At 60.3% G+C, this 24,715-nt stretch carries 26 protein-coding genes and 1 pseudogene; 16 read left to right on the top strand and 11 right to left on the bottom strand.

The window, feature by feature from the left end; genetic code table 11:
* Positions 1-80 precede the first annotated feature (80 nt).
* The 3 genes from Q1A32_RS20690 to Q1A32_RS20680 form a co-directional block, all read right to left on the bottom strand.
* Positions 81-566 (bottom strand): (2Fe-2S)-binding protein, encoded by a 486-nt coding sequence (locus tag Q1A32_RS20690; protein WP_299657557.1) that lies wholly within the window; start codon positions 564-566, stop codon positions 81-83.
* 129 nt (positions 567-695) lie between these two features.
* Positions 696-1,688, bottom strand: coding sequence for a molybdopterin-binding protein (locus Q1A32_RS20685; RefSeq protein ID WP_299657555.1), 993 nt, complete (start codon positions 1,686-1,688; stop codon positions 696-698).
* Positions 1,685-2,653: an XdhC family protein gene (locus Q1A32_RS20680; RefSeq protein ID WP_299657637.1), complete on the bottom strand. Its 969-nt coding sequence runs from the start codon at positions 2,651-2,653 to the stop codon at positions 1,685-1,687. Before Q1A32_RS20680 ends, Q1A32_RS20685 begins: the two co-directional genes overlap by 4 nt.
* A 162-nt stretch (positions 2,654-2,815) precedes the next feature.
* Here Q1A32_RS20680 and Q1A32_RS20675 point away from each other — a divergent pair, with 162 nt between their 5' ends.
* Genes Q1A32_RS20675 through grxD form a run of 3 tightly spaced genes read left to right on the top strand, consistent with a single transcriptional unit; the run spans position 2,816 to position 3,720 of the window.
* On the top strand, positions 2,816-3,055 hold the full coding sequence (locus Q1A32_RS20675) for a BolA/IbaG family iron-sulfur metabolism protein (RefSeq protein WP_299614286.1): 240 nt from the start codon (positions 2,816-2,818) through the stop codon (positions 3,053-3,055).
* 1 nt (position 3,056) lies between these two features.
* Complete coding sequence (locus Q1A32_RS20670) at positions 3,057-3,356, top strand: hypothetical protein (RefSeq protein WP_299657553.1); 300 nt, start codon at positions 3,057-3,059, stop codon at positions 3,354-3,356.
* A 1-nt stretch (position 3,357) separates the two neighbouring features.
* On the top strand, positions 3,358-3,720 hold the full coding sequence (gene grxD / locus Q1A32_RS20665; RefSeq protein ID WP_299614284.1) for a Grx4 family monothiol glutaredoxin: 363 nt from the start codon (positions 3,358-3,360) through the stop codon (positions 3,718-3,720).
* Positions 3,721-3,818: 98 nt separating this feature from the next.
* Here grxD and Q1A32_RS20660 read toward each other — a convergent pair whose 3' ends face one another.
* The gene (locus Q1A32_RS20660; protein WP_299614283.1) at positions 3,819-4,211 is read right to left on the bottom strand and encodes a cell division protein ZapA; all 393 of its coding nucleotides are present in this window, start codon (positions 4,209-4,211) and stop codon (positions 3,819-3,821) included.
* Positions 4,204-4,695, bottom strand: coding sequence for a hypothetical protein (locus Q1A32_RS20655; RefSeq protein ID WP_299657551.1), 492 nt, complete (start codon positions 4,693-4,695; stop codon positions 4,204-4,206). The genes Q1A32_RS20660 and Q1A32_RS20655 overlap by 8 nt, the downstream gene beginning before the upstream one ends.
* 276 nt (positions 4,696-4,971) lie before the next feature.
* On the opposite strand from Q1A32_RS20655, the gene tkt reads away from it, so the two are divergent.
* The gene (gene tkt / locus Q1A32_RS20650; RefSeq protein ID WP_299657549.1) at positions 4,972-6,987 is read left to right on the top strand and encodes a transketolase; all 2,016 of its coding nucleotides are present in this window, start codon (positions 4,972-4,974) and stop codon (positions 6,985-6,987) included.
* 116 nt (positions 6,988-7,103) lie between these two features.
* On the top strand, positions 7,104-7,370 hold the full coding sequence (locus tag Q1A32_RS20645; protein WP_299657547.1) for a hypothetical protein: 267 nt from the start codon (positions 7,104-7,106) through the stop codon (positions 7,368-7,370).
* A gap of 27 nt (positions 7,371-7,397) precedes the next feature.
* Here the strand turns inward: Q1A32_RS20645 and Q1A32_RS20640 are convergent, their stop codons facing one another.
* Positions 7,398-8,372, bottom strand: a complete 975-nt coding sequence (locus tag Q1A32_RS20640; protein WP_299657545.1) for a DUF808 domain-containing protein — start codon at positions 8,370-8,372, stop codon at positions 7,398-7,400.
* 203 nt (positions 8,373-8,575) lie between these two features.
* Between Q1A32_RS20640 and gap (Q1A32_RS20635) the strand changes: the two genes are divergently transcribed.
* From gap (Q1A32_RS20635) to Q1A32_RS20620, 4 genes are all read left to right on the top strand, one after another.
* Positions 8,576-9,577, top strand: a complete 1,002-nt coding sequence (gene gap, locus Q1A32_RS20635; RefSeq protein ID WP_299657543.1) for a type I glyceraldehyde-3-phosphate dehydrogenase — start codon at positions 8,576-8,578, stop codon at positions 9,575-9,577.
* Positions 9,578-9,652: 75 nt separating this feature from the next.
* Positions 9,653-9,796 (top strand): hypothetical protein, encoded by a 144-nt coding sequence (locus tag Q1A32_RS20630; protein ID WP_299657541.1) that lies wholly within the window; start codon positions 9,653-9,655, stop codon positions 9,794-9,796.
* A 143-nt stretch (positions 9,797-9,939) separates the two neighbouring features.
* Positions 9,940-10,944 (top strand): type I glyceraldehyde-3-phosphate dehydrogenase, encoded by a 1,005-nt coding sequence (gap, locus tag Q1A32_RS20625; protein WP_299657539.1) that lies wholly within the window; start codon positions 9,940-9,942, stop codon positions 10,942-10,944.
* Positions 10,945-11,117: 173 nt separating this feature from the next.
* Positions 11,118-11,552 carry an NUDIX hydrolase gene (locus tag Q1A32_RS20620; RefSeq protein WP_299657537.1) on the top strand — a complete coding sequence of 145 codons (435 nt, stop codon included), beginning with the start codon at positions 11,118-11,120 and terminating at the stop codon, positions 11,550-11,552.
* Positions 11,553-11,579: 27 nt separating this feature from the next.
* Here the strand turns inward: Q1A32_RS20620 and coaD are convergent, their stop codons facing one another.
* The 3 genes from coaD to Q1A32_RS20605 form a co-directional block, all read right to left on the bottom strand.
* The gene (coaD, locus tag Q1A32_RS20615) at positions 11,580-12,071 is read right to left on the bottom strand and encodes a pantetheine-phosphate adenylyltransferase (RefSeq protein ID WP_299614273.1); all 492 of its coding nucleotides are present in this window, start codon (positions 12,069-12,071) and stop codon (positions 11,580-11,582) included.
* 62 nt (positions 12,072-12,133) lie between these two features.
* The gene (locus Q1A32_RS20610) at positions 12,134-12,568 is read right to left on the bottom strand and encodes a CBS domain-containing protein (protein WP_299614272.1); all 435 of its coding nucleotides are present in this window, start codon (positions 12,566-12,568) and stop codon (positions 12,134-12,136) included.
* A 187-nt stretch (positions 12,569-12,755) separates the two neighbouring features.
* Entirely contained in the window at positions 12,756-13,667 is a 912-nt protein-coding gene (locus Q1A32_RS20605) for a LysR family transcriptional regulator (protein WP_299657535.1), read from the bottom strand.
* A gap of 121 nt (positions 13,668-13,788) precedes the next feature.
* On the opposite strand from Q1A32_RS20605, the gene Q1A32_RS20600 reads away from it, so the two are divergent.
* The 7 genes and pseudogenes from Q1A32_RS20600 (at position 13,789) to Q1A32_RS20575 (ending at position 20,535) form a co-directional block, all read left to right on the top strand.
* Entirely contained in the window at positions 13,789-15,288 is a 1,500-nt protein-coding gene (locus Q1A32_RS20600) for a CoA-acylating methylmalonate-semialdehyde dehydrogenase (protein ID WP_299614269.1), read from the top strand.
* A 1-nt stretch (position 15,289) separates the two neighbouring features.
* Positions 15,290-15,724: a hypothetical protein gene (locus tag Q1A32_RS20595; protein ID WP_299614267.1), complete on the top strand. Its 435-nt coding sequence runs from the start codon at positions 15,290-15,292 to the stop codon at positions 15,722-15,724.
* Between the two features lie 61 nt (positions 15,725-15,785).
* On the top strand, positions 15,786-16,928 hold the full coding sequence (locus Q1A32_RS20590) for an acyl-CoA dehydrogenase family protein (protein ID WP_299657534.1): 1,143 nt from the start codon (positions 15,786-15,788) through the stop codon (positions 16,926-16,928).
* Positions 16,925-17,275 (top strand): RidA family protein, encoded by a 351-nt coding sequence (locus Q1A32_RS20585; RefSeq protein WP_366141250.1) that lies wholly within the window; start codon positions 16,925-16,927, stop codon positions 17,273-17,275. The genes Q1A32_RS20590 and Q1A32_RS20585 overlap by 4 nt, the downstream gene beginning before the upstream one ends.
* A pseudogene (locus Q1A32_RS24075) lies at positions 17,272-18,255 on the top strand (enoyl-CoA hydratase/isomerase family protein); the annotation flags it as partial. The gene Q1A32_RS20585 and the pseudogene Q1A32_RS24075, both read left to right, overlap by 4 nt.
* A gap of 57 nt (positions 18,256-18,312) precedes the next feature.
* Positions 18,313-19,185 (top strand): 3-hydroxyisobutyrate dehydrogenase, encoded by an 873-nt coding sequence (gene mmsB, locus Q1A32_RS24070; protein WP_366141251.1) that lies wholly within the window; start codon positions 18,313-18,315, stop codon positions 19,183-19,185.
* Between the two features lie 93 nt (positions 19,186-19,278).
* Positions 19,279-20,535 carry an EAL domain-containing protein gene (locus Q1A32_RS20575; RefSeq protein ID WP_299657529.1) on the top strand — a complete coding sequence of 419 codons (1,257 nt, stop codon included), beginning with the start codon at positions 19,279-19,281 and terminating at the stop codon, positions 20,533-20,535.
* On the opposite strand, the gene uvrA is transcribed toward Q1A32_RS20575, so the two are convergent.
* On the bottom strand, positions 20,536-23,418 hold the full coding sequence (gene uvrA / locus Q1A32_RS20570; RefSeq protein WP_299657527.1) for an excinuclease ABC subunit UvrA: 2,883 nt from the start codon (positions 23,416-23,418) through the stop codon (positions 20,536-20,538).
* Positions 23,419-23,521: 103 nt separating this feature from the next.
* Entirely contained in the window at positions 23,522-24,676 is a 1,155-nt protein-coding gene (locus Q1A32_RS20565; RefSeq protein WP_299657525.1) for an MFS transporter, read from the bottom strand.
* Between the last annotated feature and the right edge of the window lie 39 nt (positions 24,677-24,715).

The raw sequence follows: 24,715 nt of genomic DNA, 5'->3' as shown, positions 1-24,715 counted from the left end.
CTCCCTGTTGGCGCGGCGAGCCTCCCCGCTCACCTGCTGACTGACAGCCCGAAAGGATATTCGGGCTGCGGAATCTCGTATTATTCGGCGGCGATGGCCGACACGTCCTGACCGGATGCCGCCATGATCGCCTTGACGATGTTGTGGTAGCCCGTGCAGCGGCAGATATTGCCTTCGAGGTATTCACGTACTTCCGTCTCGGACGGTTTCGGGTTGTCCTTGAGCAGGGCTGCTGCCGACATCACCATGCCCGGCGTGCAGAACCCACATTGCAGTCCGTGGTGGTCCTGAAACGCCTGCTGGATTACATTCAGCGACCCGTCCGCATTGGCTTGCCCTTCGATCGTGGCCACCTCGGCCCCTTCGGCTTCAACGGCCAGCATCGTGCAGGATTTGACTGCCTGGCCGTCCACATGCACCACACACGCGCCGCATTGCGAGGTGTCGCAGCCCACATGCGTGCCTGTCAGCATCAGCTCGTCACGCAGAAAGGACGACAGCAATGTGCGCCCCTCGACCTCGCCCGACGCAGCTTTTCCGTTCACGGTCATCGAGACCTGTGCCATGACATCCTCCCATTTGGCATTCTTGTTGTGGGGGAGTTAAGCATGGGCTGTGACGGTTGAGAACAGAAATTTTCACCGCCATGCCAAAACCGCAAGATTGCGCAGTGCCTTAGCGCCGATCCTGCGCCCTCAGCCGTCTCTTGGCCGTGGCCGTGTCGGGATTTCCTTGAGCAGGCCACCGACCCCCATTTCGGCGATGTCCTGCGGTCCAAGTGGCACGCCGCAGATCAACCGTTCGAGCACCCAGTCCGCGCCATTGAGTGCCGGGGACCGCGCGCAGCCCGGCAGGCCAATGGTCGGTTTGTCGCCATGTGTTCCGAAGAACAGCAGGTTTCCGGGATCAACGGGCATGCCGTAGGTTGTGACGGTTCCGCCTGCTTCTCGCAAAGCCGACGGGGCCACATCATGAGTGTCCGACGTGGCCGATGCGGTCAGGATGAATACGACCTCTCCGGCCGCATCAGCAATGGCATGTGACAGCGGATCTGACTGATGCGGGACCACCACACGCGGCGTGAGTGCCACGTTCATACGGTCGAGCCGTCCGGTCAGCGCCGCACGCCCCTTGGTCGAGGGTTCCGCGTTGCCCACTTGGGTTTCGATCAGCGTGGCCGATGCAAATCTGGGCGGCAACACCCGCAACGCGCGGGCCGCGTCCGCAACAGTTGCGTCGAGTGCGGATTGCGGCACCCCGTAAGCGATGATCTTGATCGTCGCGACCATGGTGCCGGCATCGACCCGGTGAAACGGCGGCACGGTGGCGATGGTGATCATCGGGTCAATCCCGTTGATTGCCGTGATCCGGTCGGCATCCAGCGACACCACCCCGGGTCCGGTTGCATAGAGGTTCACGCGCCCTGCCCCTGCCGCGCTGATCCGCAATCCTTGCGCGTCCGGGTCCGGCACCAATGCGTTTGCCAACGCGGCGGCCGCGGTATTTTCCTCAATGTCCGTCGCGTCCAGAGCAGCGACGATCAGCGTCTTGTGCCCGGCGGCTTGCAACTCGGCGATATCATCTTGGCTCAGAACCGTGCCTTTTGGAACGCGGCGGGTTTGTCCGGCCAGCGAATGCGCAAGGGTCATGCCAATGGCGTCTGCCGCAGGCTGCGGGCCGAAGTTCATGCGTCTTGCCTGAGCGTCGCGATCATTTGCGCCAGGATCGATACGGCTATCTCGGGTGGGCTGGCAGCCCCGATGTCAAGACCAACGGGACCTTTGATCCGCGCGATCTGGTCGGCGCTGAACCCCGCCTCTTGCAACCGCGCCACGCGTTTGGCGTGCGTGCGCGTCGACCCAAGCGCGCCGATATAGAATGCGTCGGAGTTCAACGCGATGTGCAATGCCGGGTCGTCCAGCTTGGGGTCATGTGTCAGCAAAACGAGGGCAGTGCGGGCATCCACGCCGACTTCGGCCAAGGCCTCGTCCGGCCAGTCATTCAAAAGCCGTTCGCCGGGAAACCGCGCTTCGGACCCGAAGGCACCGCGCGGGTCAATGACAACCGGGTCGTAGCCAGCAAGCTTCGCCATCGGCACGAGCGCTTGGGCAATGTGCACCGCACCGACAATGGCAAGCCGCAGAGGCGGGTTGTGGATCGCGACAAAGGTTTTTCCGTCCTCCTCCATGCCCGTGCGGTCCTTGGCAAACCGGGCATCGTGGCCATCGTGATCCAGTCGTCGCGTCCAGTTTTCAGTGTCGACAACATAGGCGGCGCGGGTTCGGCCCGCGCGTGCTGACACAAGTGCCTCGAGCATATCGGTGGGCATCGCCGTACCGACGGGTTCGACCAATATCTTGATCGTGCCACCGCAGGCGAGCCCGACCGCAAAGGCGTCGCCATCGCTCACACCGTATTCCAGAAGCTGCGGCGCGCCGGTTTCAAGGGCGTCCATCGCCTCGACCACCACGGCGCCTTCGACGCATCCGCCTGACACGGAACCCATCATGTCGCCCTCGCCCGACACGACCATCTGCGCACCCGCGCGGCGCGGGGCGCTGCCCCACGTCTCGATCACGGTGGCCAGCGCGGCCCCCTTACCCGATTTGACCCAATCGAGCGCTTGTTCCGGTGCGGTTTCGACGGACGCCATCATGCTCTCTGCTGCTGGTGAAAGGATGCAGCCCAAGCGTACTCTCTGGTCTGGCGCGGACACAACCCCATGTCGTGCACAGACCACCGTGCGACCGCAAATGCTTGCGTGTCCGGGGCTTGCGCCCTACATCCTTTTCCAAGACCTGCTGGAGACGTTCAAATGCCAATGCAAGCCCAGGAAATCGAAGACCTGATCCGCGAAAGCTTTCCCGATGCCAAGATCACCATCAGTGATCTGGCAGGTGACGGAAATCACTACTCGGCCGAGGTGATCGATGCGTCCTTTGCCGGGATGAACCGTGTTCAGCAACACCGGGCCGTCACCAAGGCGCTGAAGGGCAAGATGGACGGCAGCCATGGTGAATTGCACGCGCTGGCCCTTACGACCAAAGCACCGTGACATGGGGTTGTGGCGCATCATAACCACACCCTTTCGGCGGTCTCCGCGACGTCCGCTGGCAGATCGCCGTCCCAATCGGGACGACATGGGGCAGAACCGCACCGTGCCGCTGGGCATGGAGGGGTTGGATCTGGATGTGATCGACAAGGCCGCCCGCGCCAATGACACCGCCGAACGCCTGCCGACCGTTATGGGGCGCGACGGTTTCTTTGCCCGGTCCAGCACACATGTGGCGCCAATGCCCGAAGATGAAACCTATGCCGCGCGGTACCACCGCGCCTTCCAAAAGAAAGGCAAATGACATGAGCGATGCCGCAAGCCGGATCACCGAGACCAACAAGGCCAATGACGTTGTGCTGTATATGAAAGGCACCAAGTCGATGCCCCAATGCGGCTTTTCCAGCCGTGTGGCCGGTGTGCTGAACTACATGGGCGTTGATTTTGCCGATGTGAATGTGCTGTCCGATGAAGAGATCCGGCAAGGGATCAAGGATTTCTCGGACTGGCCCACCATTCCGCAGCTTTACGTCAAAGGCGAGTTCGTGGGGGGCTGTGACATCATCACCGAGATGACGTTGTCGGGCGAGTTGGACACGCTGTTCGATGAGAACGGTGTGACTTACGACAAGGACGCCGCCGAAAAAATCCGCGAAGCCAACGGCTGAACCGGCGGGGCGCACGACACGTGCGCCTTACAGTAAGACAAAAGGCGCGCCCGATGAGCGCGCCTTTTTTATCCCGGCTTGGCGCGGCAAGCGGCGCCTTACGCTGTCTTTTCATCAACCTCTGCGGCCAGAGCTTCGGCGCGGGCGGCCAGTTCAGCCAGCGTTTCCTTGACGGCTTCCGGCACAACGGGCACTTCGATGCGCTCAGGCTCGGGTGCCCCCATGGTGCGCAGCCCTTCCAGTTCGGCCTCGCGCTCCGCCAGTTGGGCTTCGACCTCGGCCACACGGTCTTCGACGCTTGCTGTCTTGTCGGCGAGCATCAGACCCGCCATCAGCAACATCCGCGCCTCGGGCATCCGCCCTGCCTGGTCGGCAAGCACTTGTGCTTCGTCATCAAGCATCTTGGCGGCAGAATGCAGATAGCTTTCCTCGCCCACCTGACAGGCGACCTGAAACGGGCGACCGCCGATTTGGATTGTGACCTCAGGCATCTGCGTCCTCCTCTTCCGGAGCTTCGAGTTGATCAAGAAGCGGGGTCAGCGCCCCGATGATGCTGCTGGCTTCGGCCACGTCAGCGGCACGTGCCGCCCGCAGGCCTTCAAGCTCGGCCATCATGGACTTGTTGATGAGGTGCGGCTCACCTACCCCGTCCTCATTTGCAGCGCGAAGGGCCGCGTTCGATTCGCGCAGCTGTTCATTGGCCTTGCGCAACCGTTGCAGTTCAAGATCAAGCTCGGACATGCGCGTCTCAGCCGCCGCGGTGGCGGCCTTCGCGTCCGCCTCGGCGCTGTCCTGCCGTTCGGAGAGCCTGCGCACCCTTTCGGTCAACTGCGCGTTGACAACCTTTTCGTCATCAAGTGCGGCTTGAAGGGCTGCCGTGTCATCGGCCCCCGCCGCATCCAGCCCACCAAGGCCGGTTGCAATTCGGTCCATTGCGGCGGTCAGCCGCTGTTGCAATGCGTCGATGTCGCTCATTTTAGGTGCCTGTCCCCTTTTTCTTTTGCACTCAGGCGCGTCGGTCCCACCCGCCGGGCCTATTCGAATCGATTTCCCGTTCCGTCGCCGTCGAGTGTATCCAATGCAATCTCGAAATGCGCCCCCCTTTGCGATCAAGCACTTGGCGGGCGGCTTTGATGTAGCAACTCACCGCCGATGCCCCAAGGCCCCTGTTTGCAACTGCGGATCGCCTTGATCTTTGGCCTTTGCCTGATATGCAGCCTCAAACCAAACCCTTAAGGACGAGCATTTTCCGTGGATCTGACAGCCCTTCGCACCGCCCACCCTGACCACTGGTCCAAGGCGACCGCCATCCGCGCATTGACGCTGGACGCCGTTGCAGCCGCCAATTCCGGCCACTCCGGCATGCCCATGGGGATGGCCGATGTCGCCACCGTTCTCTACGAAAAACACCTGAAATTCGATGCCAAGGCCCCCGACTGGCCCGACCGCGACCGGTTTATCCTGTCTGCCGGTCACGGGTCGATGCTGCTCTATTCGCTGCTGCACCTGACGGGCTACGAGGACATGACGCTGGAGCAGGTCAAGAACTTCCGCCAGTGGGGTGCCATCACCGCAGGCCACCCGGAATACGGCCACGCCAAGGGGATCGAGACGACCACCGGCCCGTTGGGTCAGGGTATTTCCAACGCTGTAGGCTTTGCCATGGCCGAGGAAATCCTGCGCGCGCAATACGGAAAGAAGATCGTCGATCACTATACATATGCCATCGCCGGGGACGGTTGTCTGATGGAAGGTGTGAGCCAAGAGGCGATCACGCTGGCAGGTCGCCATCAGCTGAGCAAGCTGATCGTGTTCTGGGACAACAACAACATCACCATCGACGGCCCCGTTTCGCTGGCAGACGCCACCGACCAGCCACAGCGCTTCAAATCCGCAGGCTGGGCCGTGATCGAGATCGACGGGCACGACCCAGAGGCCATCGATGCCGCCATCACCAAGGCGAAAAGCCAGAGCAAGCCCACGATGATCGCTTGCAAGACCCACATCGCGCTGGGTCATGCGGCTCAGGACACGTCCAAGGGCCACGGCGCTTTGACCGATCAGGGTCAGTTGCAAGATGCCAAGGCGGCCTATGGCTGGACCACCGGCCCGTTTGATGTGCCCGCAGACGTGAAAGCGGCATGGGAAGCTATTGGCACCCGAGGCGCAGAGGCGCGCGCGGCATGGGAAGAACGATTTGCATCCGTCTCAGGCTCGAAACAGGCGCAGTTCAACCGCACCCTTGCCCGCGAGGTGCCGAAGAAGCTGTCGGCCACGGTCAAAGCCTTCAAAAAACAGATGTCGGAAAGCGCGCCCAAGCTGGCGACGCGGGCCGCATCGGAAAAAGCGTTGGAGGTTATCAACCCGATCATGCCCGAAACCGTGGGCGGCTCTGCCGACTTGACGGGATCGAACAACACCAAGACAGGCGATCTGGGTGTGTTCGACACCGACAACCGCAAGGGCCGTTACATCTATTGGGGCATTCGCGAACACGGCATGGCTGCCGCGATGAACGGCATGGCCCTGCATGGCGGTCTGCGCCCCTATGGCGGCACGTTCATGTGTTTCACGGACTATGCCCGCCCCGCCATGCGACTGGCGGCACTGATGAAAATCCCAACGGTCTTTGTCATGACCCATGACAGCATTGGCCTGGGCGAAGATGGCCCCACGCACCAACCGGTCGAGCATCTGGCGATCAGCCGCGCCACGCCCAACACACATGTGTTCCGACCCGCAGACGCCGTTGAGACCGCCGAGGCGTGGGAACTGGCGCTGTCATCCACCGAAACACCGTCGGTTCTGTCCCTGACCCGTCAGGGCCTTCCCACCGTGCGGACCGAGCACAAGTTGAAGAACATGACGGCGCAAGGCGCGTATGTCCTGGCTGACGCTGAAGGCAAGCGGCAGGTGATTCTGATCGCCTCTGGGTCCGAAGTCTCCATTGCGATGGATGCGCGCGCCAAACTGCAGGACGCGGGCATCGGGTGCCGGGTTGTCTCGATGCCCTGCATGGAGCTTTTTGCACAGCAGGACGAGAGTTATCGCCGCAAGGTGCTGCCTGCAGGGCCTGTGCGTGTCGGGATCGAAGCCGCTGTGCGCCAAGGGTGGGACCAATGGTTGCTGGGTGAGCGCGGCAAGGCAAACAAGGCAGATTTCGTTGGCATGGACGACTTCGGGGCATCCGCACCCGCCAACGTCCTGTTCGAAAAGTTCGGCATTACGTCGGACGTTGTGGTCGAACGCGCGAAGGAACTTATATAACGTTTTAGGGGCCAACTGGCCCCCTGACACAAACCAGTGTATTGATTTGGTAACAAATGTTCAGGCAAGGGCAAAAATAAACGGATTCAACCATAGAAGGTAATCAAAGGCTGCATGTGATTGGTGTAGTGATTATTTCAGCGTTTTTCGCCGCTGCAGCCGCAGTTACCGCGTTGCTGATGGGCAGCGGCTGGTGGATGGCGCTCATTGTCTACTCATGTGGTGGAGCCTTTGTTTTGGTCGCTTTAGCCCTTGTCGTTGCACGACGTGAAGAAAACGACTGCCCTTCGCAAGATGCCAAATCCGTCAGCGTCACTCCAACCAACATTGCCATCGCCAACGCCGAAACGAGCGTCAAATCACACGCCGATTCGACGGGGTGACTGCGTGGGTGTGACGTAGCGCACTCATCAGGCGTTCGACAGTTTGGATGTCACACCGCGCCAGATCGGAGTGACCAGCTTTTCCCCAATCGGGATCAGCACAAACCCAAGAGCGAGCCCCAGAACGCCGTCAACCGCAGCCTTGGTCGCCCAGGATGCAAAACCGGAGCCTCCCTCAAACATCGCTCCTACCGATTTGCCCAGGCCATAGATGATCTCTTCGGGCGCGTGCCAGCCCATCTCGGCCAAACCATGCACGATGATGGATCCACCGACCCAAAGCATGGCTGCGGTGCCGACGATTGTCAGAAGTTTCATGAAACCGGGCATCACCTTGACGATCCCGCGCCCCAATGATCGCGTCAGCCCCAAACGACCGCGATTGGCCATGGCAAGGCCGACGTCGTCCGCTTTCACGATCAATGCGACAGAGCCGTAGACCGCAATCGTGATCATGATGGCGACGGCGGCAAGCGTTGCGGCCTCCATCCAGAAATTGCTTTCCGGGATCGCAGACAATGCAATGGTCATGATTTCGGCCGACAGAATAAAATCAGTCTTGATCGCCCCTTGGGCCTTTTGCTCCTCCAGATGTGCAGGGTCCTGCACTTCCTGCTCCTTGCCTGCGTAATCCTCGTGCCCGTGGCCCCAGCCCAAAACATGAGCGACCTTCTCGGCACCTTCGAAACACAGATACGCGCCGCCAAGCATCAGAAGCGGCGGAATGGCCCATGGGGCAAAGGCCGACAAGGCCAGACCTACGGGCAACAGGTAAACGAGCTTGTTCTTGAAGGAGCCTTTGGCAATTCGCCAGATGACGGGCAATTCGCGATCGGCGGCAAATCCGTCCACATATTTGGGTGTCACAGCGGCGTCGTCAATCACGGCCCCCGCTGCCTTGGCCCCCGCTTTGGCCGCCTGCCCGATCACGTCATCGACCGATGCAGCCGCCACCTTGGCGATTCCCGCCACATCATCCAACAGGGCCAAAAGTCCACTCATCCTGCCCGCTCCCTCGCGACTTGTTTACGTTAGCGCATAACATACGCAGATGGTTCCACAAACTGTTAGCGCGAACTGTATACAACGGAACACCTTTATCGCTAACACTCTGATTATTTGTGTCTTTTCCCTTCTCACGCTGCGGTGCGGCGGCTATCACCTGTGCAAACAAAAGCTGCCCCTTGCGGAAGGACCACGGAACCATGACCATCAAAGTCGGCATCAACGGGTTTGGGCGCATCGGCCGCTGCACCCTGTCCCACATCGCCACATCGCTGCGCAACGACATCGACGTGGTGGCCGTGAATGCCACCGGCCCGCTGGCGACGGCAGCGCATCTGATGAAATACGACAGCGTGCATGGCCGCTTTCCGAACGAGATCACTTTGTCCAACGACACGATGGATTTGGGCCGCGGCCCGATCCGGATGATGTCGACCTACGACATGAATGAACTGGACTGGACCGGCTGTGACGTGGTGCTGGAATGCACGGGCAAGTTCAACGACGGCGAAAAAGCCAAGGCGCATTTCGAGCGTGGCGCGAACAAGGTGCTGTTGTCCGCTCCGGGCAAGAACGTGGACAAGACCGTTGTGTTCGGCGTGAACGATGAACAGCTGGCAGCCAATGATCGCATGATCTCCAACGGTTCGTGCACCACCAACTGCCTCGCCCCGCTGGCGAAGGTGCTGGATCGTGCCATCGGCATAGAGCGCGGGGTAATGACCACAATCCACAGCTACACCGGTGACCAGCCCACGCTGGACCGTCGGCACGATGACCTTTACCGCGCCCGGGCGGCTGCGATGGCCATGATCCCGACCTCAACCGGTGCAGCCAAGGCACTGGGCGAGGTGCTGCCCAACCTCGCAGGCAAGCTCGATGGCACGGCCATGCGCGTGCCCACGCCAAACGTGAGCGCCGTGGACCTGACATTCGAAGCCAGCCGCGATGTGAGCGTCAAAGAGGTCAACGCCGCCGTGGCCGAAGCCGCGGCAGGCCCCATGGGCCGGGTCCTGGCCTATGATGACGAACAGAAGGTCAGCATCGATTTCAACCACACTGAACACTCGTCGATCTTTGCGCCTGACCAGACCAAGGTGGTGGGCAACAGGCTGGTGCGGGTCCTCGCATGGTACGACAACGAATGGGCTTTTTCGGTGCGCATGGCAGATGTTGCTGTCGCCATGGGCCGGTTAACCTGATCGACACCACAACTTGCAAGCATCGGGCGGGGCTGTCACAAGAGCCCTGCCCTTTTTCGTTGTGATCCAAGCCCCATGACCAACCGCATCGCTCTTGTTCTCGCCCTGTTGATCATTGGTGCGATTGTAACAGACGTGATGCTTTACGGGATGGAGCACCTGATCTTTCTCGGCAAGAAATTCGCGGAACTGCTGGAGTGGCTCGCCTTCTGGCGATGATGCCTGCCCCACATGTCGCAGGGTTTTGAGCGCCACCCCCGGTTGACAATTGCGCGCATTTGCCTTTGTTAGCGGTAACGGCGCAGACCGGAGCTTCGGGCCTGCGTTCAGACACCAATCTGACACCAGACATGGGGGATACCATGGCCATCAAAGTTGCAATCAACGGGTTCGGGCGCATCGGGCGCAACGTGCTGCGCGCGATCGTCGAAAGCGGTCGTACAGATATCGAGGTGGTCGCGATCAACGACCTCGGCCCCGTCGAAACAAACGCCCACCTGCTGCAATATGACAGCGTGCATGGCCGTTTCCCTGCAAAGGTTACGGTCGCGGGCGACAGCATCGACGTGGGCCACGGCCCAATCAAGGTCACGGCAGAGCGGAACCCCGCAGACCTGCCCTGGGGCCATGTGGACATCGTGCTGGAATGCACCGGCATCTTCACGTCCAAGGACGCCTGCCAGGCGCATCTTGAGAATGGGTCGAGCCGCGTTCTGATCTCTGCCCCCGGCAAGGATGCCGACAAGACGATCGTGTATGGTGTGAACCACGACACGCTGTCGGGTGACGATGTGATCGTGTCGAACGCGTCCTGCACCACGAATTGCCTGACGCCTGTGGCCAAGGTCCTGCACGACCAGTTCGGCATCAAGCGCGGCTTCATGACCACCGTGCACAGCTATACCGGCGATCAGCCGACGCTGGACACGATGCACAAGGACCTCTACCGCGCCCGCGCGGCGGCCCTGTCCATGATCCCCACATCCACCGGTGCGGCCAAGGCCGTGGGTCTGGTGATGCCGGAGCTGAACGGCAAGCTGGACGGCGTCGCCATCCGCGTGCCCACGCCGAACGTGTCCTGCGTCGACCTGACGGTCGAAGTGGACCGCGATGTCACGCCCGAGCAGATCAATGCCGCGATGAGCGCCGCCGCTGCCTCTGGCCCGCTGAAGGGCGTATTGGGTGTGACCGATGCCAAACTGGTGTCGATGGACTTCAACCATGACCCGCATTCGTCGATTTTTGCCACCGACCAGACCAAGGTCATGGACGGCAACATGGTCCGTATCCTCAGCTGGTACGACAACGAATGGGGCTTCTCGAACCGCATGGGCGACACAGCGGTCGAAATGGGCAAGTATCTGTAAGTCCAAGCTGTTAATCTGCGTTCAAGGAGGCACCCAAAGAGGTGCCTCTTTTTTTTGGGGGGTGGCGGTCAGTGGCTCAAATGGCAGACCTGAGCCCAAACCTACCTCGACACGAAAACCTACAATAGTAGGTATCGGGCATGAATGTTTGGCGACCTCAACAGCATATACAGGTGAAAGCGCTTGGCCTTGTCTGGCGCAATGGACTGTTGCTCGCGAGTGAAATCTATCTTGACGATGGAACTGTGAAAGGCGTCAGGCCTCTTGGTGGTCGGCTCGAATTTGGTGAAACGTGGCACGATGCACTTATACGGGAGTTCGATGAAGAACTTGGGGTTGCTGTTGAAGTGATTGGTAAGCCAATGGTTCTGGAGAATATATATACCCATCAGGGCGTGGTTGGACACGAAGTCACCTTTATCTCTGAAGTGGCTTTCCCCGCTACCGCATACGAAGGACTGGGGCCCATTGAGTATTTTGAGGACAATGGCGAAAAGTGCGTCGCACGTTGGTACGATGTGAGACAACTGGATTGTGGAAACCTAGAACTCTATCCGAACGGTCTTAAGGCTCAGCTTCAAGAAAGAACAAATCCGAGATTGATTTGAACGGCAGCAAAGTCCCCAAACCGTCCCTTACCCAAACCGATCCTTCAGCGCGTCGTTCACCAGCGGCGTCACAAACTTGCTGACGTCCCCGCCCAGACGCGCGATCTCTTTGACCAGTTTGGACGCAATCGCCTGATGCTCCGCCTCGGCCATGAGGAACACCGTCTCGATACTGTCATCAAGCTGCCGGTTCATGCCAACCATCTGAAATTCGTATTCAAAATCGGCCACAGCGCGCAGGCCCCGAATGATCAGTTGCGCCCCCACGTCGCGGGCGCAATCAATCAGCAGGTTGTCAAATGGGTGGGCAACAATTTCTGTCCCGGTCTGTGCGCTCAGTTGGGCGCATTCCGCCTCGATCATGGCGACGCGTTCTTCTAGGGAAAACAAGGGCCCCTTGTCGCGGTTGATGGCCACGCCAATCACCAGCCGATCCACCATCGGGCTTGCCCGCCTGATGATGTCCATATGCCCCAGCGTGATGGGATCGAATGTGCCAGGATAAAGGCCGATGCGCATGGGGCGGCTCCGTAGTCGTCGTCCGCTCAATGCAGCATTTCAGGCCAGCGATTGCAAGCGCGCTAGTGGCCCATGATCATGCCCTGCAGGGCATCTTTCTCCATCGCCAGCTCGGACAGCCGCGCCTTGACCACATCGCCCAGCGTGATCAGGCCCACAAGTTGGCCGTCCTCAACCACCGGCATGTGCCGGAACCGGCCTTCGGTCATCTTGGCCAGCACGTCATCGGCCTTGTCCTCGCGCCCGCAGGTCACCAGCTTCGAGGTCATGAACGTGTCGACCGTTTCGTTCAGAATGGAACCGCCGCGGGCCGCCAGAACACGCACAATGTCCCGTTCAGACAGGATGCCTGCCGCCGTCTGCCCGTCCGCCGATACGACCACCGTCCCGATCTTGCGCTCCGCGAGGATCTTGGCGGCCTCTGACACCTTGCTGCCGGGCTGAACCGTAACGACGGCATCATCGGACTTGGACTTCAAAATCTGGTGCACAAGCATGGAACAGGACCCTATCAATTTTGCGACATGATTGAGCGTCCGCCGGACGAGGCCCTTCTGTCAAGTGTATGCCGCGTTTCAAGCGAACCACTGCTGGTAGAAATGCAATCACGCAATGTGCAGCACGGCAGCCCACCAACCCAGCAAGGCCAACATCAAATAAACCCCGCAAGCACCTGATGAATATTCATAAACTGCCTTCGAGGCGCGCCACTTCCGCCCGAACGCCCTGAACCAGAAGCTCGGCAAACTGGTTCAATCGCGTATCTCGCGTGTCTGACTGATGTCGGATCAGGAAAAAACTGCGCGACAATGACAGCTGATCTTCGAGAACCCGGCGCAATCCGGGTGCCAAGGGCAACGCAAAGTCATGCACAACCCCGACCCCCGCTCCTTGCCGCAACAGGTTCAACTGCACGGCGACCGAGTTCGATGCCATCGCAACCCGCGCCACGCCAGCATCCGCAAGGTAATCCAACTCGCGGTCAAATATCATGTCGGGGATGTAACCCACGACCCTATGCGCATGCAGATCCGCCAGAGTGTCCAGGGGCGGAGCGTCCGCTAGGTACTGCGCGCCGGCCGCAAAATGCAGGCGATAATCCGTGATCCGTTGCACCGTCAACTGCCCCGCGGTGGGCGCGCTGACGCCAATGGCAAGGTCCGCTTCGCGCCGGGACAGGTTGAAAACGCGCGGCAGGGCAACGATCTGAATGTCCAGATTCGGGTGCGCCTGTCCCAACGCCGTGCACACCTGCGGCAGAATGTAGTTGGCGCATCCGTCCGGCGCACCGATACGGATCTGGCCGGACAGGCCCGTATCCGCTTCGACCCGACCTGCGCCGGTGATCCCGTCGGTCGCCGCACGCATGGCTTGTTCCACAGCCTCCGCCCTGTCCAGCAATTGCGCGCCGGCTTCGGTCAACGCATAGCCTTGTGGGGATTTACGGAACAGCACGACGTCCAGATCCCGCTCCAGCCGCGCCACACGACGGCCCAGAGTGGCCGCATCCTTGCGCACATCCTTTGCGGCGGCTGACAGTGTCTCCGCCCGTGCGACAGCCAGAAACAAGCGCAAATCATCCCAATGCGGCAGCATCTACGGCCCCTCATCATGCAAAAATGCAGAACGGTTTTGTCCACTTGCCTCTTTTACCGGCTATTTTGCAAGACTATCCTGCGCGCAAATCAAAACACGGCTCATGCCCCGGAGGATTCCCATGCAAGAACTCACCCACTACATCAATGGCGCTCACGTCAAAGGCACGTCCGGCCGTTTCGCCGATGTCATGAACCCCGCCACGGGCGAAGTACAGGCCAAGGCCCCCCTCGCCTCGACGGATGAGATCGCGCATGCGGTGGACATAGCGGCCAAAGCACAACCGGCCTGGGCTGCCACCAATCCGCAGCGCCGCGCGCGTGTGCTGATGAAATTCGTGGACCTGCTGAACCGCGACATGGACAAGCTTGCCGAAGCGCTCAGCCGTGAACACGGCAAGACGCTGCCGGATGCCGCTGGTGACGTGCAGCGCGGCCTTGAGGTCGTGGAATACTGCATCGGCGCGCCCCACCTGTTGAAAGGTGAATACACCGACAGCGCGGGCCCCGGCATCGACATGTATTCCATGCGGCAGGCGCTTGGCGTCACGGCTGGTATCACACCTTTCAACTTCCCTGCCATGATCCCGATGTGGATGTTCGCGCCCGCCATTGCGTGCGGCAATGCCTTCATCCTCAAACCGTCGGAGCGTGATCCGTCGGTGCCTTTGATGCTGGCCGAGCTGATCGAAGAGGCAGGCCTGCCCAAGGGCATTCTGCAGGTCGTGAACGGTGACAAGGAAGCCGTGGATGCCATCCTGCACAACGACGTGATCCAGTCCATCGGCTTTGTCGGCTCGACCCCGATTGCCGAATACATCTATGCCACCGGCTGCGCCAACGGCAAACGTGTGCAGTGCTTTGGCGGGGCCAAGAACCATATGATCGTCATGCCCGATGCGGACATGGATCAGGCGGCCGACGCGCTGGTCGGTGCCGGCTATGGGGCTGCGGGCGAACGCTGCATGGCGATCTCGGTTGCGGTGCCCGTGGGTGATGAAACCGCAGACCGGCTGATCGAAAAGCTGGTGCCGCGCATCGAAAAGCTGAAAGTGGGACCATACACGTCTGGCAATGACGTGGACTATGGTCCCGTTGTGACCGGCGCGGCCAAGGCCAATATCGAGCGGCTGGTGCAGACCGGAATCGACCAAGGCGCTGAGTTGGTGGTCGACGGACGTGATTTCAAATTGCAGGGCTATGAAGACGGCTTTTTTGTAGGCCCTCACCTCTTTGATCGCGCCACCAAGGATATGGACATTTATACGCAGGAAATCTTTGGACCCGTCCTGACCACCGTACGGGCGCAGACCTATGAAGAAGCGATCGGCCTTGCCATGGACCATGAATACGGCAATGGCACCGCCATCTTCACCCGCGACGGCGACACCGCGCGCGACTTTGCGAACCGCATCAACATCGGCATGGTCGGAATCAACGTGCCTATCCCTGTTCCATTGGCGTATCATACATTTGGGGGCTGGAAAAAATCCGTATTTGGTGACCTAAATCAACACGGTCCTGACGCATTTAAGTTCTATACGCGTACGAAGACAGTGACGGCACGGTGGCCGTCTGGAATAAAGGAAGGCGGAGAATTCTCGATTCCCGTTATGGAATAACATGCCGATACGTTTTCGCATCTTCCCGGACCGCGGTTTGGTCGTGGTCCGGTATTCAGGGTTCGTCACAATCGACGACACGATGGGCGCCACCCGGACATATGTGGCGCACCCGCACTATGCGCCGGGACAAAAGCAACTGATCGATTTCAGTGCAATCACTGACTACGAAAGAGACTATGTGCGGTTCATGCTGATGCAGGCGAAAAAGGCCGGCCGGTTCGCAAGTTCCGGCACCCAATCGCTTGTCGTCTACATTGCGCCAACCCAGATCAGTCAGGAACTCAGCGCCCTGTTCATCAAGTCATGGGACGACGTGGATGCAGTTGTGCCGATGGTCCAAAACTCCGAATCCGAAGCGTTGACGCTGCTGGGCCAGCCCGAAAGCTCCGTTGATATGCTTATGCCACCGGTTGGCGGGCAGGCCTTGCAATAGTCCTGCAAACATCGGAATTTAACGTGCGTTCAATTCAAGCCATCGCGCAAGGGGAGGCAGCATGGACTTCGCACTGACCGAGGAACAAACCGCAATTTTCGACATGGCCCACGCCTTTGGCCAATCCGAGATTGCGCCCCACGCCCGCGACTGGGAAGCCGCAGGCACCATCCCCAAGGATCTTTGGCCCAAAGTGGGCGAGTTGGGCTTTGCCTCACTCTATGTCTCCGAAGATGCGGGCGGCGCAGGTCTGTCGCGGCTCGACGCAACGCTGGTCTTCGAAGCGCTCAGCATGGCCTGCCCCTCCGTCGCGGCCTTTCTGTCGATCCACAACATGTGCGCCAAGATGCTCGACACCTTTGCGGATGATGCGCTGAAGGCGCGTGTGATGCCGGACGTGCTGAGCATGAACACCGTGCTCAGCTATTGCCTCACAGAACCGGGCTCCGGCTCGGACGCGGCCGCCCTGCGCACCCGCGCCGAGCGCACGAACGAAGGCTACACCCTGAACGGGACCAAGGCATTCATCTCTGGCGGCGGGTATTCCGACGCCTATGTCTGCATGGTCCGCACGGGCGAAGACGGCCCCAAGGGCGTGTCCACCGTCTATGTCGAGGACGGCACAGACGGGCTGTCCTTCGGCGGTTTGGAAGACAAGATGGGCTGGCGCAGCCAACCCACCGCACAGGTTCAATTCGACAATTGCAAGATTTCCGGCGGCAATCTGGTTGGTGAAGAGGGTCAGGGGTTCAAATACGCCATGATGGGTCTTGATGGCGGCCGCCTCAACATCGCCGCCTGTTCACTCGGTGCGGCCCAAACCGCTCTGAACCTGACGCTCGCCTATATGGGCGAACGCAAGGCCTTCGGCCAACCCATCGACCAGTTCCAGGGCCTGCAATTCCGCCTCGCCGATATGGAGATCGAGTTGCAAGCCGCCCGCACCTTCCTTCGCCAGGCGGCCTGGAAGCTGGACAACGGCGCGGCGGATGCAACCAAGTTCTGCGCCATGGCGAAGAAGTTCGTGACCGACGCAGGCTCAAAGGTTGTCGATCAGTGCCTGCAATTGCACGGCGGCTACGGCTATCTGGCGGACTACGGCATCGAAAAGCTGGTGCGCGACTTGCGCGTGCACCAGATCCTCGAAGGGACAAACGAAATCATGCGGGTCATCGTGGCGCGCGACATGCTCAAGAACCGATGACCCATCTGAAACGCTTCGATGTTGGTCCTCGCATGAGCCAAGCCGTCGTTCACGGTGAAACTGTGTATCTTGCCGGACAATGCGGCAAGCCATTCGCAAGCATCGACGAGCAGACGCAGGGCGCACTCGCCAAGATCAGCCAACATCTGAACACCGTCGGATCGGACAAAACACGTCTGCTGACGGTGACCATCTGGCTGTCATCCATCGCCGACTATGATGCGGTTAACCGGATTTGGGACGCCTGGATACCACCGGGCACCGCCCCTGCCCGATCCTGTGGCGAAGTTCAGATCGCAGGGGACGGCTATGACATTGAAATCATCTGCACGGCGGCACTGCCATGACTGATATCTCCATCCGTATCGTGGGCCAGGCCGGTCGGATCACCTTACAGCGTCCGCACGCGCTGAATGCCATGACCTACGAGATGTGTCTGGCGATCGAAGATGCGCTGGATGGCTGGGCGACAGATGACACGGTCAAAGTCGTCGTGATCGACGCGGAAGGCGACCGTGCCTTCTGCTCGGGCGGCGACATCGCGGAACTCTACAAGACGGGCACCAAAGGCGACTACGCTTACGGCCAGAAATTCTGGGCCGACGAATACCGCCTGAACCACAAGATCTTTCACTACCCCAAACCCGTTGTCAGCTTCCTGCAAGGCTTCACCATGGGCGGCGGGGTTGGCATCGGCTGCCACGGCTCGCACCGGGTCGTCGGCGACAGCAGCCAGATCGCAATGCCAGAATGCGGCATCGGGCTGGTGCCGGATGTCGGCGGCTCGCTTATGCTCGCCCTCGCCCCCGGACGAATGGGCGAATATCTGGGCACGACGGCGGCACGCATGAATGCAGGTGACGCGATATTTGCAGGCTTTGCGGACCACTATGTGATCGAAGCGCACTGGCCCGCCCTGATTGCCACGCTGGAAGCCACTGGCGACACGTCCTGCATTGCGGCCTCGGCCACACAACCCGCGCCTGGTCCGCTCCAGACGGCACTGCCGGACATCGACAGACATTTTCACGGCGCATCCCTGTCCGACATTCTGACAACATTGCGCGCCGAAGACAGCGACTTTGCCCGCGACACGCTGAAACGGATGGGACGCAACAGCCCGCTTTCGATGGCCTGCGCAATTGAAACGCTGCACCGTCTGCGTGGTCCCTCCCTGACGCTGGAAAAAGCGCTGGACCTCGAATACTGCTTCACCGCCCGCGCGATGGAGCATGGCGATTTCCTTGAGGGCATCCGCGCCGCGATCATAGACAAGGATCGCACGCCGAAATGGAAATATGCAGATCAGGATGTGCCCGCGACGGCTGTCAGCAAGATGCTGATGCCGCTTGGAGAAATGGCACTGAAGTTGGGAGGATCAGGCATGAAGATCGGATTTATCGGGCTCGGCAACATGGGCGCGCCCATGGCCGCAAACCTCGCCAAGGCTGGCCACGAGGTGACGGGTTTCGATGTGGCGGGCACCACTGCCGAAGGTGTCACCAATGCAGACACCGCGGCAGACGCTGCAGCGGGCAAGGATATCGTGATCACCATGCTGCCCAATGGCGACATCCTGCGCGCTGTTGCGGGTGACGTGATCCCGGCAATGAAATCGGGGGCCACGTTGATCGATTGCTCGACCGTGGATGTGGAAAGCGCGCGCGCTGTTGCGGAACAAGCTGATGCAGCAGGTCTGGGATGCGTGGACGCACCTGTCTCTGGCGGCATCGGCGGTGCTTCGGGCGGGACGTTGACCTTCATGGCCGGTGGCAGCACAGCGGCTTTTGAGGCGGCTAAACCGCTCTTTGACATCATGGGGCAAAAGGCGGTGCATTGCGGTGACGCTGGTGCGGGACAAGCCGCCAAGATCTGCAACAACATGATCCTTGGCGCCACCATGATCGCCACCTGCGAGGCGTTCGCGCTGGCTGACAAACTGGGACTGGACCGGCAAAAGATGTTCGATGTGGTCAGCACGTCTTCGGGGTATTCCTGGACCATGAACGCGTACTGCCCTGCCCCGGGCGTTGGACCTCAAAGCCCCGCTGACAATGAATACACACCCGGGTTCGCGGCTGAATTGATGCTCAAGGATCTGGGGCTCAGCCAACAGGCGGCTGAGGCTGTGGATGCGGACACGCCCATGGGTGCACGTGCGTTGGAGCTGTACCGGCAATTTGTCGAAGACGAAGGCGGGCGTGGCAAGGATTTCAGTGCGATGTTGCCCCGGTTTGCCACGCGCGGTCGGACTTGATTCAAGTCTTAGGGGCTTTCGCCGACCCAAAGCAGGCATTTCATTAATCGTTTCGGTCCATCGTGTTGCTTACGCAGTGACTGAGGGACTCGGATGGACAGCGAAGCCAGCGCAACAGCCGCTCGCCTGATGGGCGAAACCATGACCCGCGGCATGACCACGGATGAGACGATCAACACCGCTCTTGATTTCGTGCGCGGCCATCTTGGGATGGAGGTCGGCTATCTGTCCGAATTCATTGGCGATGATCTGGTGTTTCGGGCCGTCAGTGCTCCGGGATTGGAAGACATGGTGTCGGTCGGTGACAGTATGCCACTGGACGCGGTGTACTGCCGCCATATCCTCGCCGGGCGCCTGCCCGAGTTGATCCCGGACACGGGCGACATTGCCCTGTGTCAGGACATTCCGCTCACAAACGCTATCCCGATCAAAGCGCATGCCAGCATTCCAATCCACCGACGCGACGGATCGGTCTATGGCATGTTCTGCTGTCTCAGCCGCTCGGCGCGGGCCGATTTGAACACGCGCGATCTCGACGTGATGCGCGCCTTTGCTGCCATTTCGGCTGAGCAGGTCAACAGCCGCCTCAGCTTTGAGACAGTGCAAGCCAAGCAACGGGCACAGATCACGCGCATGCTGGAAACGCAGGATTTCGACGTCGTCTATCAACCGATCATGGACGCACAGCAAAAGATGCCCAAGGGGTTTGAAGCATTGTGCCGCTTTCGCCCCACCCCCTATCGCCCGCCAAACCTGTGGTTTGACGATGCGCAGGACGTGGGGATGCAGGTCGAACTGGAAGTCTGTGTGATCAAGCGGGCGTTGCAGGCCCTCGATCATCTGCCGGCTTCCGTCTACCTGTCTGTAAATGCCTCACCTGACACGGTTTCTTCGGGTGTCTTGCTGGACGTGTTTGCCGGGTGGCCGACCGAACGTGTGGTGCTGGAAGTAACAGAACACACCAGAGCCTCTGACGAGGACGCGTTGGACGACGCCCTTAAAAAACTGCGGTTCACCGGTGTGCGTCTGGCGATTGACGATGCGGGCGCAGGTTATTCCGGGTTGCAGCAAATTGTGCGTTTGCTGCCGGACATCATCAAGCTCGACATCTCTTTGACTGAACGCATCGACCAGGATGTTGTACGCCGCTCGCTTAGCGCCGCTCTGGTATCCTTTGCAAAGGAAATCGGTGCAGACATCGTTGCCGAAGGGATCGAGACCGGCGACGAACTCTTGACGCTCGCCGATCTCGGTGTGCCGCTCGCTCAGGGGTATTTTCTGGGCCGACCCGCTGATCTGTCCGAAGCACTCGCGTGGTTCGCATCCCCTTCGGACGCAAACCGCGCCTGACTATTCCGCAGCGACCTTGCGGGACATCAGCATCGGCTTCAAATACTGACCCGTATGGCTGCCAGACACCTCTGCCACCTCTTCGGGCGTGCCCGTGGCCACGACCTTGCCACCGCCATCCCCGCCTTCGGGACCGATATCAATGATGTGGTCCGCGGTCTTCACCACGTCCAGATTGTGTTCGATCACGACAACCGAATTGCCCTGATCCACCAATTCATGCAGCACTTCCAACAGCTTGCGCACATCTTCAAAGTGCAGACCTGTCGTCGGTTCGTCCAGAATGTACAGCGTCCGCCCCGTCGACCGCTTCGACAGTTCCTTGGACAGCTTCACGCGTTGAGCCTCACCCCCCGACAAGGTCGTCGCCTGCTGGCCCACCTTGATATAACCAAGGCCAACCCGCATCAGCGCATCCATCTTCTCGCGGATCGACGGCACAGCTTGGAAAAACCTCTGCGCGTCCTCGACGGTCATATCCAGCACATCCGCAATGGACTTGCCCTTGAACTTGATCTCTAGCGTTTCGCGGTTGTAGCGCGCACCCTTACAGGTCTCACATTCCACATACACGTCCGGCAGAAAGTGCATCTCGATCTTGATGACACCGTCACCCTGACACGCCTCGCACCGCCCGCCCTTCACGTTGAAGCTGAACCGCCCCGGCTTGTAGCCGCGCGCCTTCGCCTCCGGCAGCCCCGCAAACCAGTCGCGGATCGGCGTAAACGCGCCCGTATACGTGGCCGGGTTCGACCGCGGTGTCCGGCCAATCGGCCGCTGATCAATGTCGATCACCTTGTCCAGATGTTCGAGCCCCTTGATGGTTTCGCAAGGCGCAGGCGTCTGCCGTGCCCCGTTCAGCTGCATCGACGCGGTCTTGAACAATGTCTCAATCGTCAGCGTGGATTTGCCCCCGCCTGACACACCCGTCACACAGACAAACTTGCCCAACGGGAAGTCCACGGTCACATTTTGCAGGTTGTTCCCGGTGGCCTTCACCACGGTCACTTTCTTCTTGCCCTTCTTGCCTTTGCGCCGCTCCAGCGGCACCGCAATCTCGCGCTTGCCGGACAGGTAGTCACCGGTGATCGACCCACTGGCGGCAAGCACATCCGGCGTGCCGTGCGCAACAACCTCGCCCCCGTGCACACCCGCACCCGGCCCAATGTCAAAGACGTAGTCTGCCTCACGAATGGCCTCTTCGTCATGTTCAACCACAATGACGGTATTGCCCTGATCGCGCAGGTTCTTGAGCGTGCCAAGCAGCCGGTCGTTGTCGCGCTGGTGGAGGCCAATCGACGGCTCATCCAGTACATACAGAACCCCGGTCAGACCCGACCCAATCTGGCTGGCCAAACGGATACGCTGGCTCTCTCCTCCACTCAATGTACCACTTGAACGTGACATCGTAAGATACTCAAGTCCCACATTATTCAGGAACCCAAGCCGCTCGCGGATCTCTTTCAGGATCGCCCGCGCAATCTCGTTGTTCTGGTCCGACAGGTTGTCTGGCACGGTCTGACACCAGGCATAGGCTTCGCGGATCGACATCTCCACCACCTGCCCCACATGCAGCAACTGGTCCGGATCACCAGACGGCCCAATCTTCACCGCCAGCGCCTCGGGCCGCAGGCGGAAACCACCGCAATCGCCACAAGGCCGGTTGTTCTGATACCGCTCAAACTCCTCGCGAATCCAGTTCGAATCCGTCTCGCGATAGCGGCGCTCCATGTTCGGGATCACGCCCTCGAACACGCGTGTCACCTGATAGACACGCCCGCCTTCGTCATAGCGGAACGGGATCTCCTCATCGCCCGATCCATACAGAAACACCTGTTTCACATGGGCGGGCAAATCCTTCCACTTGGTCTGCGCATCGAACTCGTAATGCTTGGCAATGGCCTCGATGGTCTGCAGGAAATATGGGCTTTTCCCCTTCCGCCACGGCGCCAGCGCCCCGTCATAAACCTTCAACGTCTGATCCGGCACCACCAGCCGCTCGTCAAAAAACAGTTCCTGCCCCAACCCGTCACAGGTCGGACACGCGCCAAACGGTGCGTTGAACGAAAACAGGCGTGGCTCGATCTCGGGGATGGTGAAGCCACTGACGGGACAGGCAAACTTCTCAGAGAATGTGTAACGCTCAGGCTCACCCTCACTCGGCGCTGTCTCCAGAACGGCAATCCCGTCTGCCAGGTCCAACGCCGTGCGCAACGAATCCGCCAGCCGCGTTTCCAGCCCTTCGCGGACCACGATCCGGTCCACCACGACGTCAATGTCATGGCGGAACTTCTTGTCCAGCGTCGGCGGCTCGTCCAGCTCATAGAAGGACCCATCCACCTTCACCCGCTGGAAGCCCTGCTTGCGCAGTTCCAGAAATTCCTTGCGATACTCGCCCTTGCGGTCACGGATGATGGGGGCAAGCAGATAGGCGCGCGTCCCCTCCTCCATCGTCATCACGCGGTCGACCATGTCCTGCACCTGCTGCGCCTCGATGGGCTTGCCGGTGGCAGGGCTGTACGGCGTGCCAACACGGGCAAAAAGCAGCCGCATGTAGTCGTAAATCTCGGTCACGGTGCCAACGGTCGATCGGGGGTTCTTCGACGTTGTCTTCTGTTCGATCGAAATCGCAGGTGACAGGCCGGAAATATGATCCACATCCGGCTTCTGCATCATATCCAGGAACTGGCGCGCATAGGCCGACAGCGATTCCACATAGCGGCGCTGCCCCTCGGCATAGATCGTGTCGAAGGCGAGGCTCGACTTGCCCGACCCCGAAAGCCCAGTGATCACAACCAGTTGGTCGCGCGGGATATCCACGTCGATGGATTTGAGGTTGTGCTCGCGCGCGCCGCGCACCTCGATATTCTTTTGCTCGGCCATGTCAGCCCCCCGGATTAACGATCTGTACATAGGTCAGATGGCCGGAACAGCCAATGGAAAAGTGCGAACAGATGGCGAACATGCGCCTTGCTGACGCGAGGTGTCAGTGGGCGCGTCGCGCCGCCATCCACGCATGCGCCGCAATCCCGCAGCCAAAGACGGCAATGCAGGTCCAGATCAGCCCCGGAAAGCCCGCAACGCCCAAGACTGCCAGCAGCACCGGTGTGCCCAAAGTGTTGCCCAGATTGCCAGTTTGCGCGAGGCCACCATAGGCTTGGCTTTGATGCGCAGCCGTGTCGTTCAACTGCGGCACAGCGGCAAAACTGGCACCCTGCACCAGCCCCAAAGCCCCCGCCAAAGCCAAGCAGGCGGCGGGCAATCCGGGTGCCGCCCATAGCCACAGCAGCGCTACGATGCACAAGGCAAAACCGATCTGCACCAGCATCACTGCCGAGATGAACCGCAGAACAAACACACCCAGCGTCAGCGACACCGCAATCGACGTCAAAGGCATCGCCCCCATCACCCACGCCCGCCATTCGGGCGCAATAAAGGGCGGCAGGACCGTCAAGATCGCCAGAAAACAGAAGGTGTAAAACATCCACCCCGCCCCCGGTGCCGCAATCGACGGCGACCGGTAGATCGCAACGTGATCGCGCAGAATACCGCCCAGTGACAGCGCCCCCTCTGGCGGCACCTCAAGCGGGCGCAGAAACAGACCAAGGATCACGGCAAATACAGCAAGCCAGATCGCATGGGCCACAAACAGTGCAGGCACGCCCATCGCATCGACCAATGGAAGGCCCAGAGCAACCAGCAGCGTAAACGCGACAGAGAAAAACGTACTCCACAACGTCAGGGTAAACCCGCGATGCCGCTCCGCACTCAGTTGCGCGATCAGCGTGGGTGCTGCCACGACCATGGCCAGATGCGACACCCCCTCCAGCGCGCGGCTCAGCAGCATCAGCGGCAGGCTGGGCAGCGTGGCTTGGAACAGCGACAACGCCGCCCCTGCCCACAGCGCCCACAGCATTGCGCGGCGGTACCGAATGCGCGCCACAACCAGACCGGCCACCACGCCCAATACGATACCCAGAAATCCGACCAGAGAAACGATGAACCCCAGCGCCGCGCCTGCGTCCGGATACACGGCCGGAAGGCGATCAAAAATCACCGAAATCTTGGCGTATTGCCCAGCTGCCCCAAGGCCCGCCCCCCACAGGGCAAAAACGAGCGAGAAATTGGTGCGATCGGTCATGCCCGAGGCTCATCACAGCGACGCGGGCGGCGCAAGTCC

Source organism: uncultured Tateyamaria sp. (assembly GCF_947503415.1).
Classification (GTDB): Bacteria; Pseudomonadota; Alphaproteobacteria; order Rhodobacterales; family Rhodobacteraceae; genus Tateyamaria.
The sequence above is the reverse complement of the archived record's forward strand: the minus strand, read 5'-3'. Positions and strand labels throughout refer to the sequence as shown.

What these genes read in the sequence shown, in the direction of transcription:
- Q1A32_RS20605 (WP_299657535.1), bottom strand. Translation starts at nt 13,667, where the DNA reads ATGCTGCCGCATTGGGATGATTTGCGCTTGTTTCTGGCTGTCGCACGG.
- Q1A32_RS20670 (WP_299657553.1), top strand. Translation starts at nt 3,057, where the DNA reads ATGGGGTTGTGGCGCATCATAACCACACCCTTTCGGCGGTCTCCGCGA.
- Q1A32_RS20575 (WP_299657529.1), top strand. Translation starts at nt 19,279, where the DNA reads ATGGACAGCGAAGCCAGCGCAACAGCCGCTCGCCTGATGGGCGAAACC.
- Q1A32_RS20630 (WP_299657541.1), top strand. Translation starts at nt 9,653, where the DNA reads ATGACCAACCGCATCGCTCTTGTTCTCGCCCTGTTGATCATTGGTGCG.
- Q1A32_RS20655 (WP_299657551.1), bottom strand. Translation starts at nt 4,695, where the DNA reads ATGAGCGACATCGACGCATTGCAACAGCGGCTGACCGCCGCAATGGAC.
- Q1A32_RS20680 (WP_299657637.1), bottom strand. Translation starts at nt 2,653, where the DNA reads ATGGCGTCCGTCGAAACCGCACCGGAACAAGCGCTCGATTGGGTCAAA.
- gap (WP_299657543.1), top strand. Translation starts at nt 8,576, where the DNA reads ATGACCATCAAAGTCGGCATCAACGGGTTTGGGCGCATCGGCCGCTGC.
- gap (WP_299657539.1), top strand. Translation starts at nt 9,940, where the DNA reads ATGGCCATCAAAGTTGCAATCAACGGGTTCGGGCGCATCGGGCGCAAC.
- Q1A32_RS20640 (WP_299657545.1), bottom strand. Translation starts at nt 8,372, where the DNA reads ATGAGTGGACTTTTGGCCCTGTTGGATGATGTGGCGGGAATCGCCAAG.
- Q1A32_RS20690 (WP_299657557.1), bottom strand. Translation starts at nt 566, where the DNA reads ATGGCACAGGTCTCGATGACCGTGAACGGAAAAGCTGCGTCGGGCGAG.
- Q1A32_RS20585 (WP_366141250.1), top strand. Translation starts at nt 16,925, where the DNA reads ATGACCCATCTGAAACGCTTCGATGTTGGTCCTCGCATGAGCCAAGCC.
- uvrA (WP_299657527.1), bottom strand. Translation starts at nt 23,418, where the DNA reads ATGGCCGAGCAAAAGAATATCGAGGTGCGCGGCGCGCGCGAGCACAAC.
- Q1A32_RS20610 (WP_299614272.1), bottom strand. Translation starts at nt 12,568, where the DNA reads ATGCTTGTGCACCAGATTTTGAAGTCCAAGTCCGATGATGCCGTCGTT.
- Q1A32_RS20565 (WP_299657525.1), bottom strand. Translation starts at nt 24,676, where the DNA reads ATGACCGATCGCACCAATTTCTCGCTCGTTTTTGCCCTGTGGGGGGCG.
- Q1A32_RS20600 (WP_299614269.1), top strand. Translation starts at nt 13,789, where the DNA reads ATGCAAGAACTCACCCACTACATCAATGGCGCTCACGTCAAAGGCACG.
- grxD (WP_299614284.1), top strand. Translation starts at nt 3,358, where the DNA reads ATGAGCGATGCCGCAAGCCGGATCACCGAGACCAACAAGGCCAATGAC.
- Q1A32_RS20595 (WP_299614267.1), top strand. Translation starts at nt 15,290, where the DNA reads ATGCCGATACGTTTTCGCATCTTCCCGGACCGCGGTTTGGTCGTGGTC.
- Q1A32_RS20660 (WP_299614283.1), bottom strand. Translation starts at nt 4,211, where the DNA reads ATGCCTGAGGTCACAATCCAAATCGGCGGTCGCCCGTTTCAGGTCGCC.
- coaD (WP_299614273.1), bottom strand. Translation starts at nt 12,071, where the DNA reads ATGCGCATCGGCCTTTATCCTGGCACATTCGATCCCATCACGCTGGGG.
- Q1A32_RS20675 (WP_299614286.1), top strand. Translation starts at nt 2,816, where the DNA reads ATGCCAATGCAAGCCCAGGAAATCGAAGACCTGATCCGCGAAAGCTTT.
- Q1A32_RS20590 (WP_299657534.1), top strand. Translation starts at nt 15,786, where the DNA reads ATGGACTTCGCACTGACCGAGGAACAAACCGCAATTTTCGACATGGCC.
- Q1A32_RS20685 (WP_299657555.1), bottom strand. Translation starts at nt 1,688, where the DNA reads ATGAACTTCGGCCCGCAGCCTGCGGCAGACGCCATTGGCATGACCCTT.
- mmsB (WP_366141251.1), top strand. Translation starts at nt 18,313, where the DNA reads ATGAAGATCGGATTTATCGGGCTCGGCAACATGGGCGCGCCCATGGCC.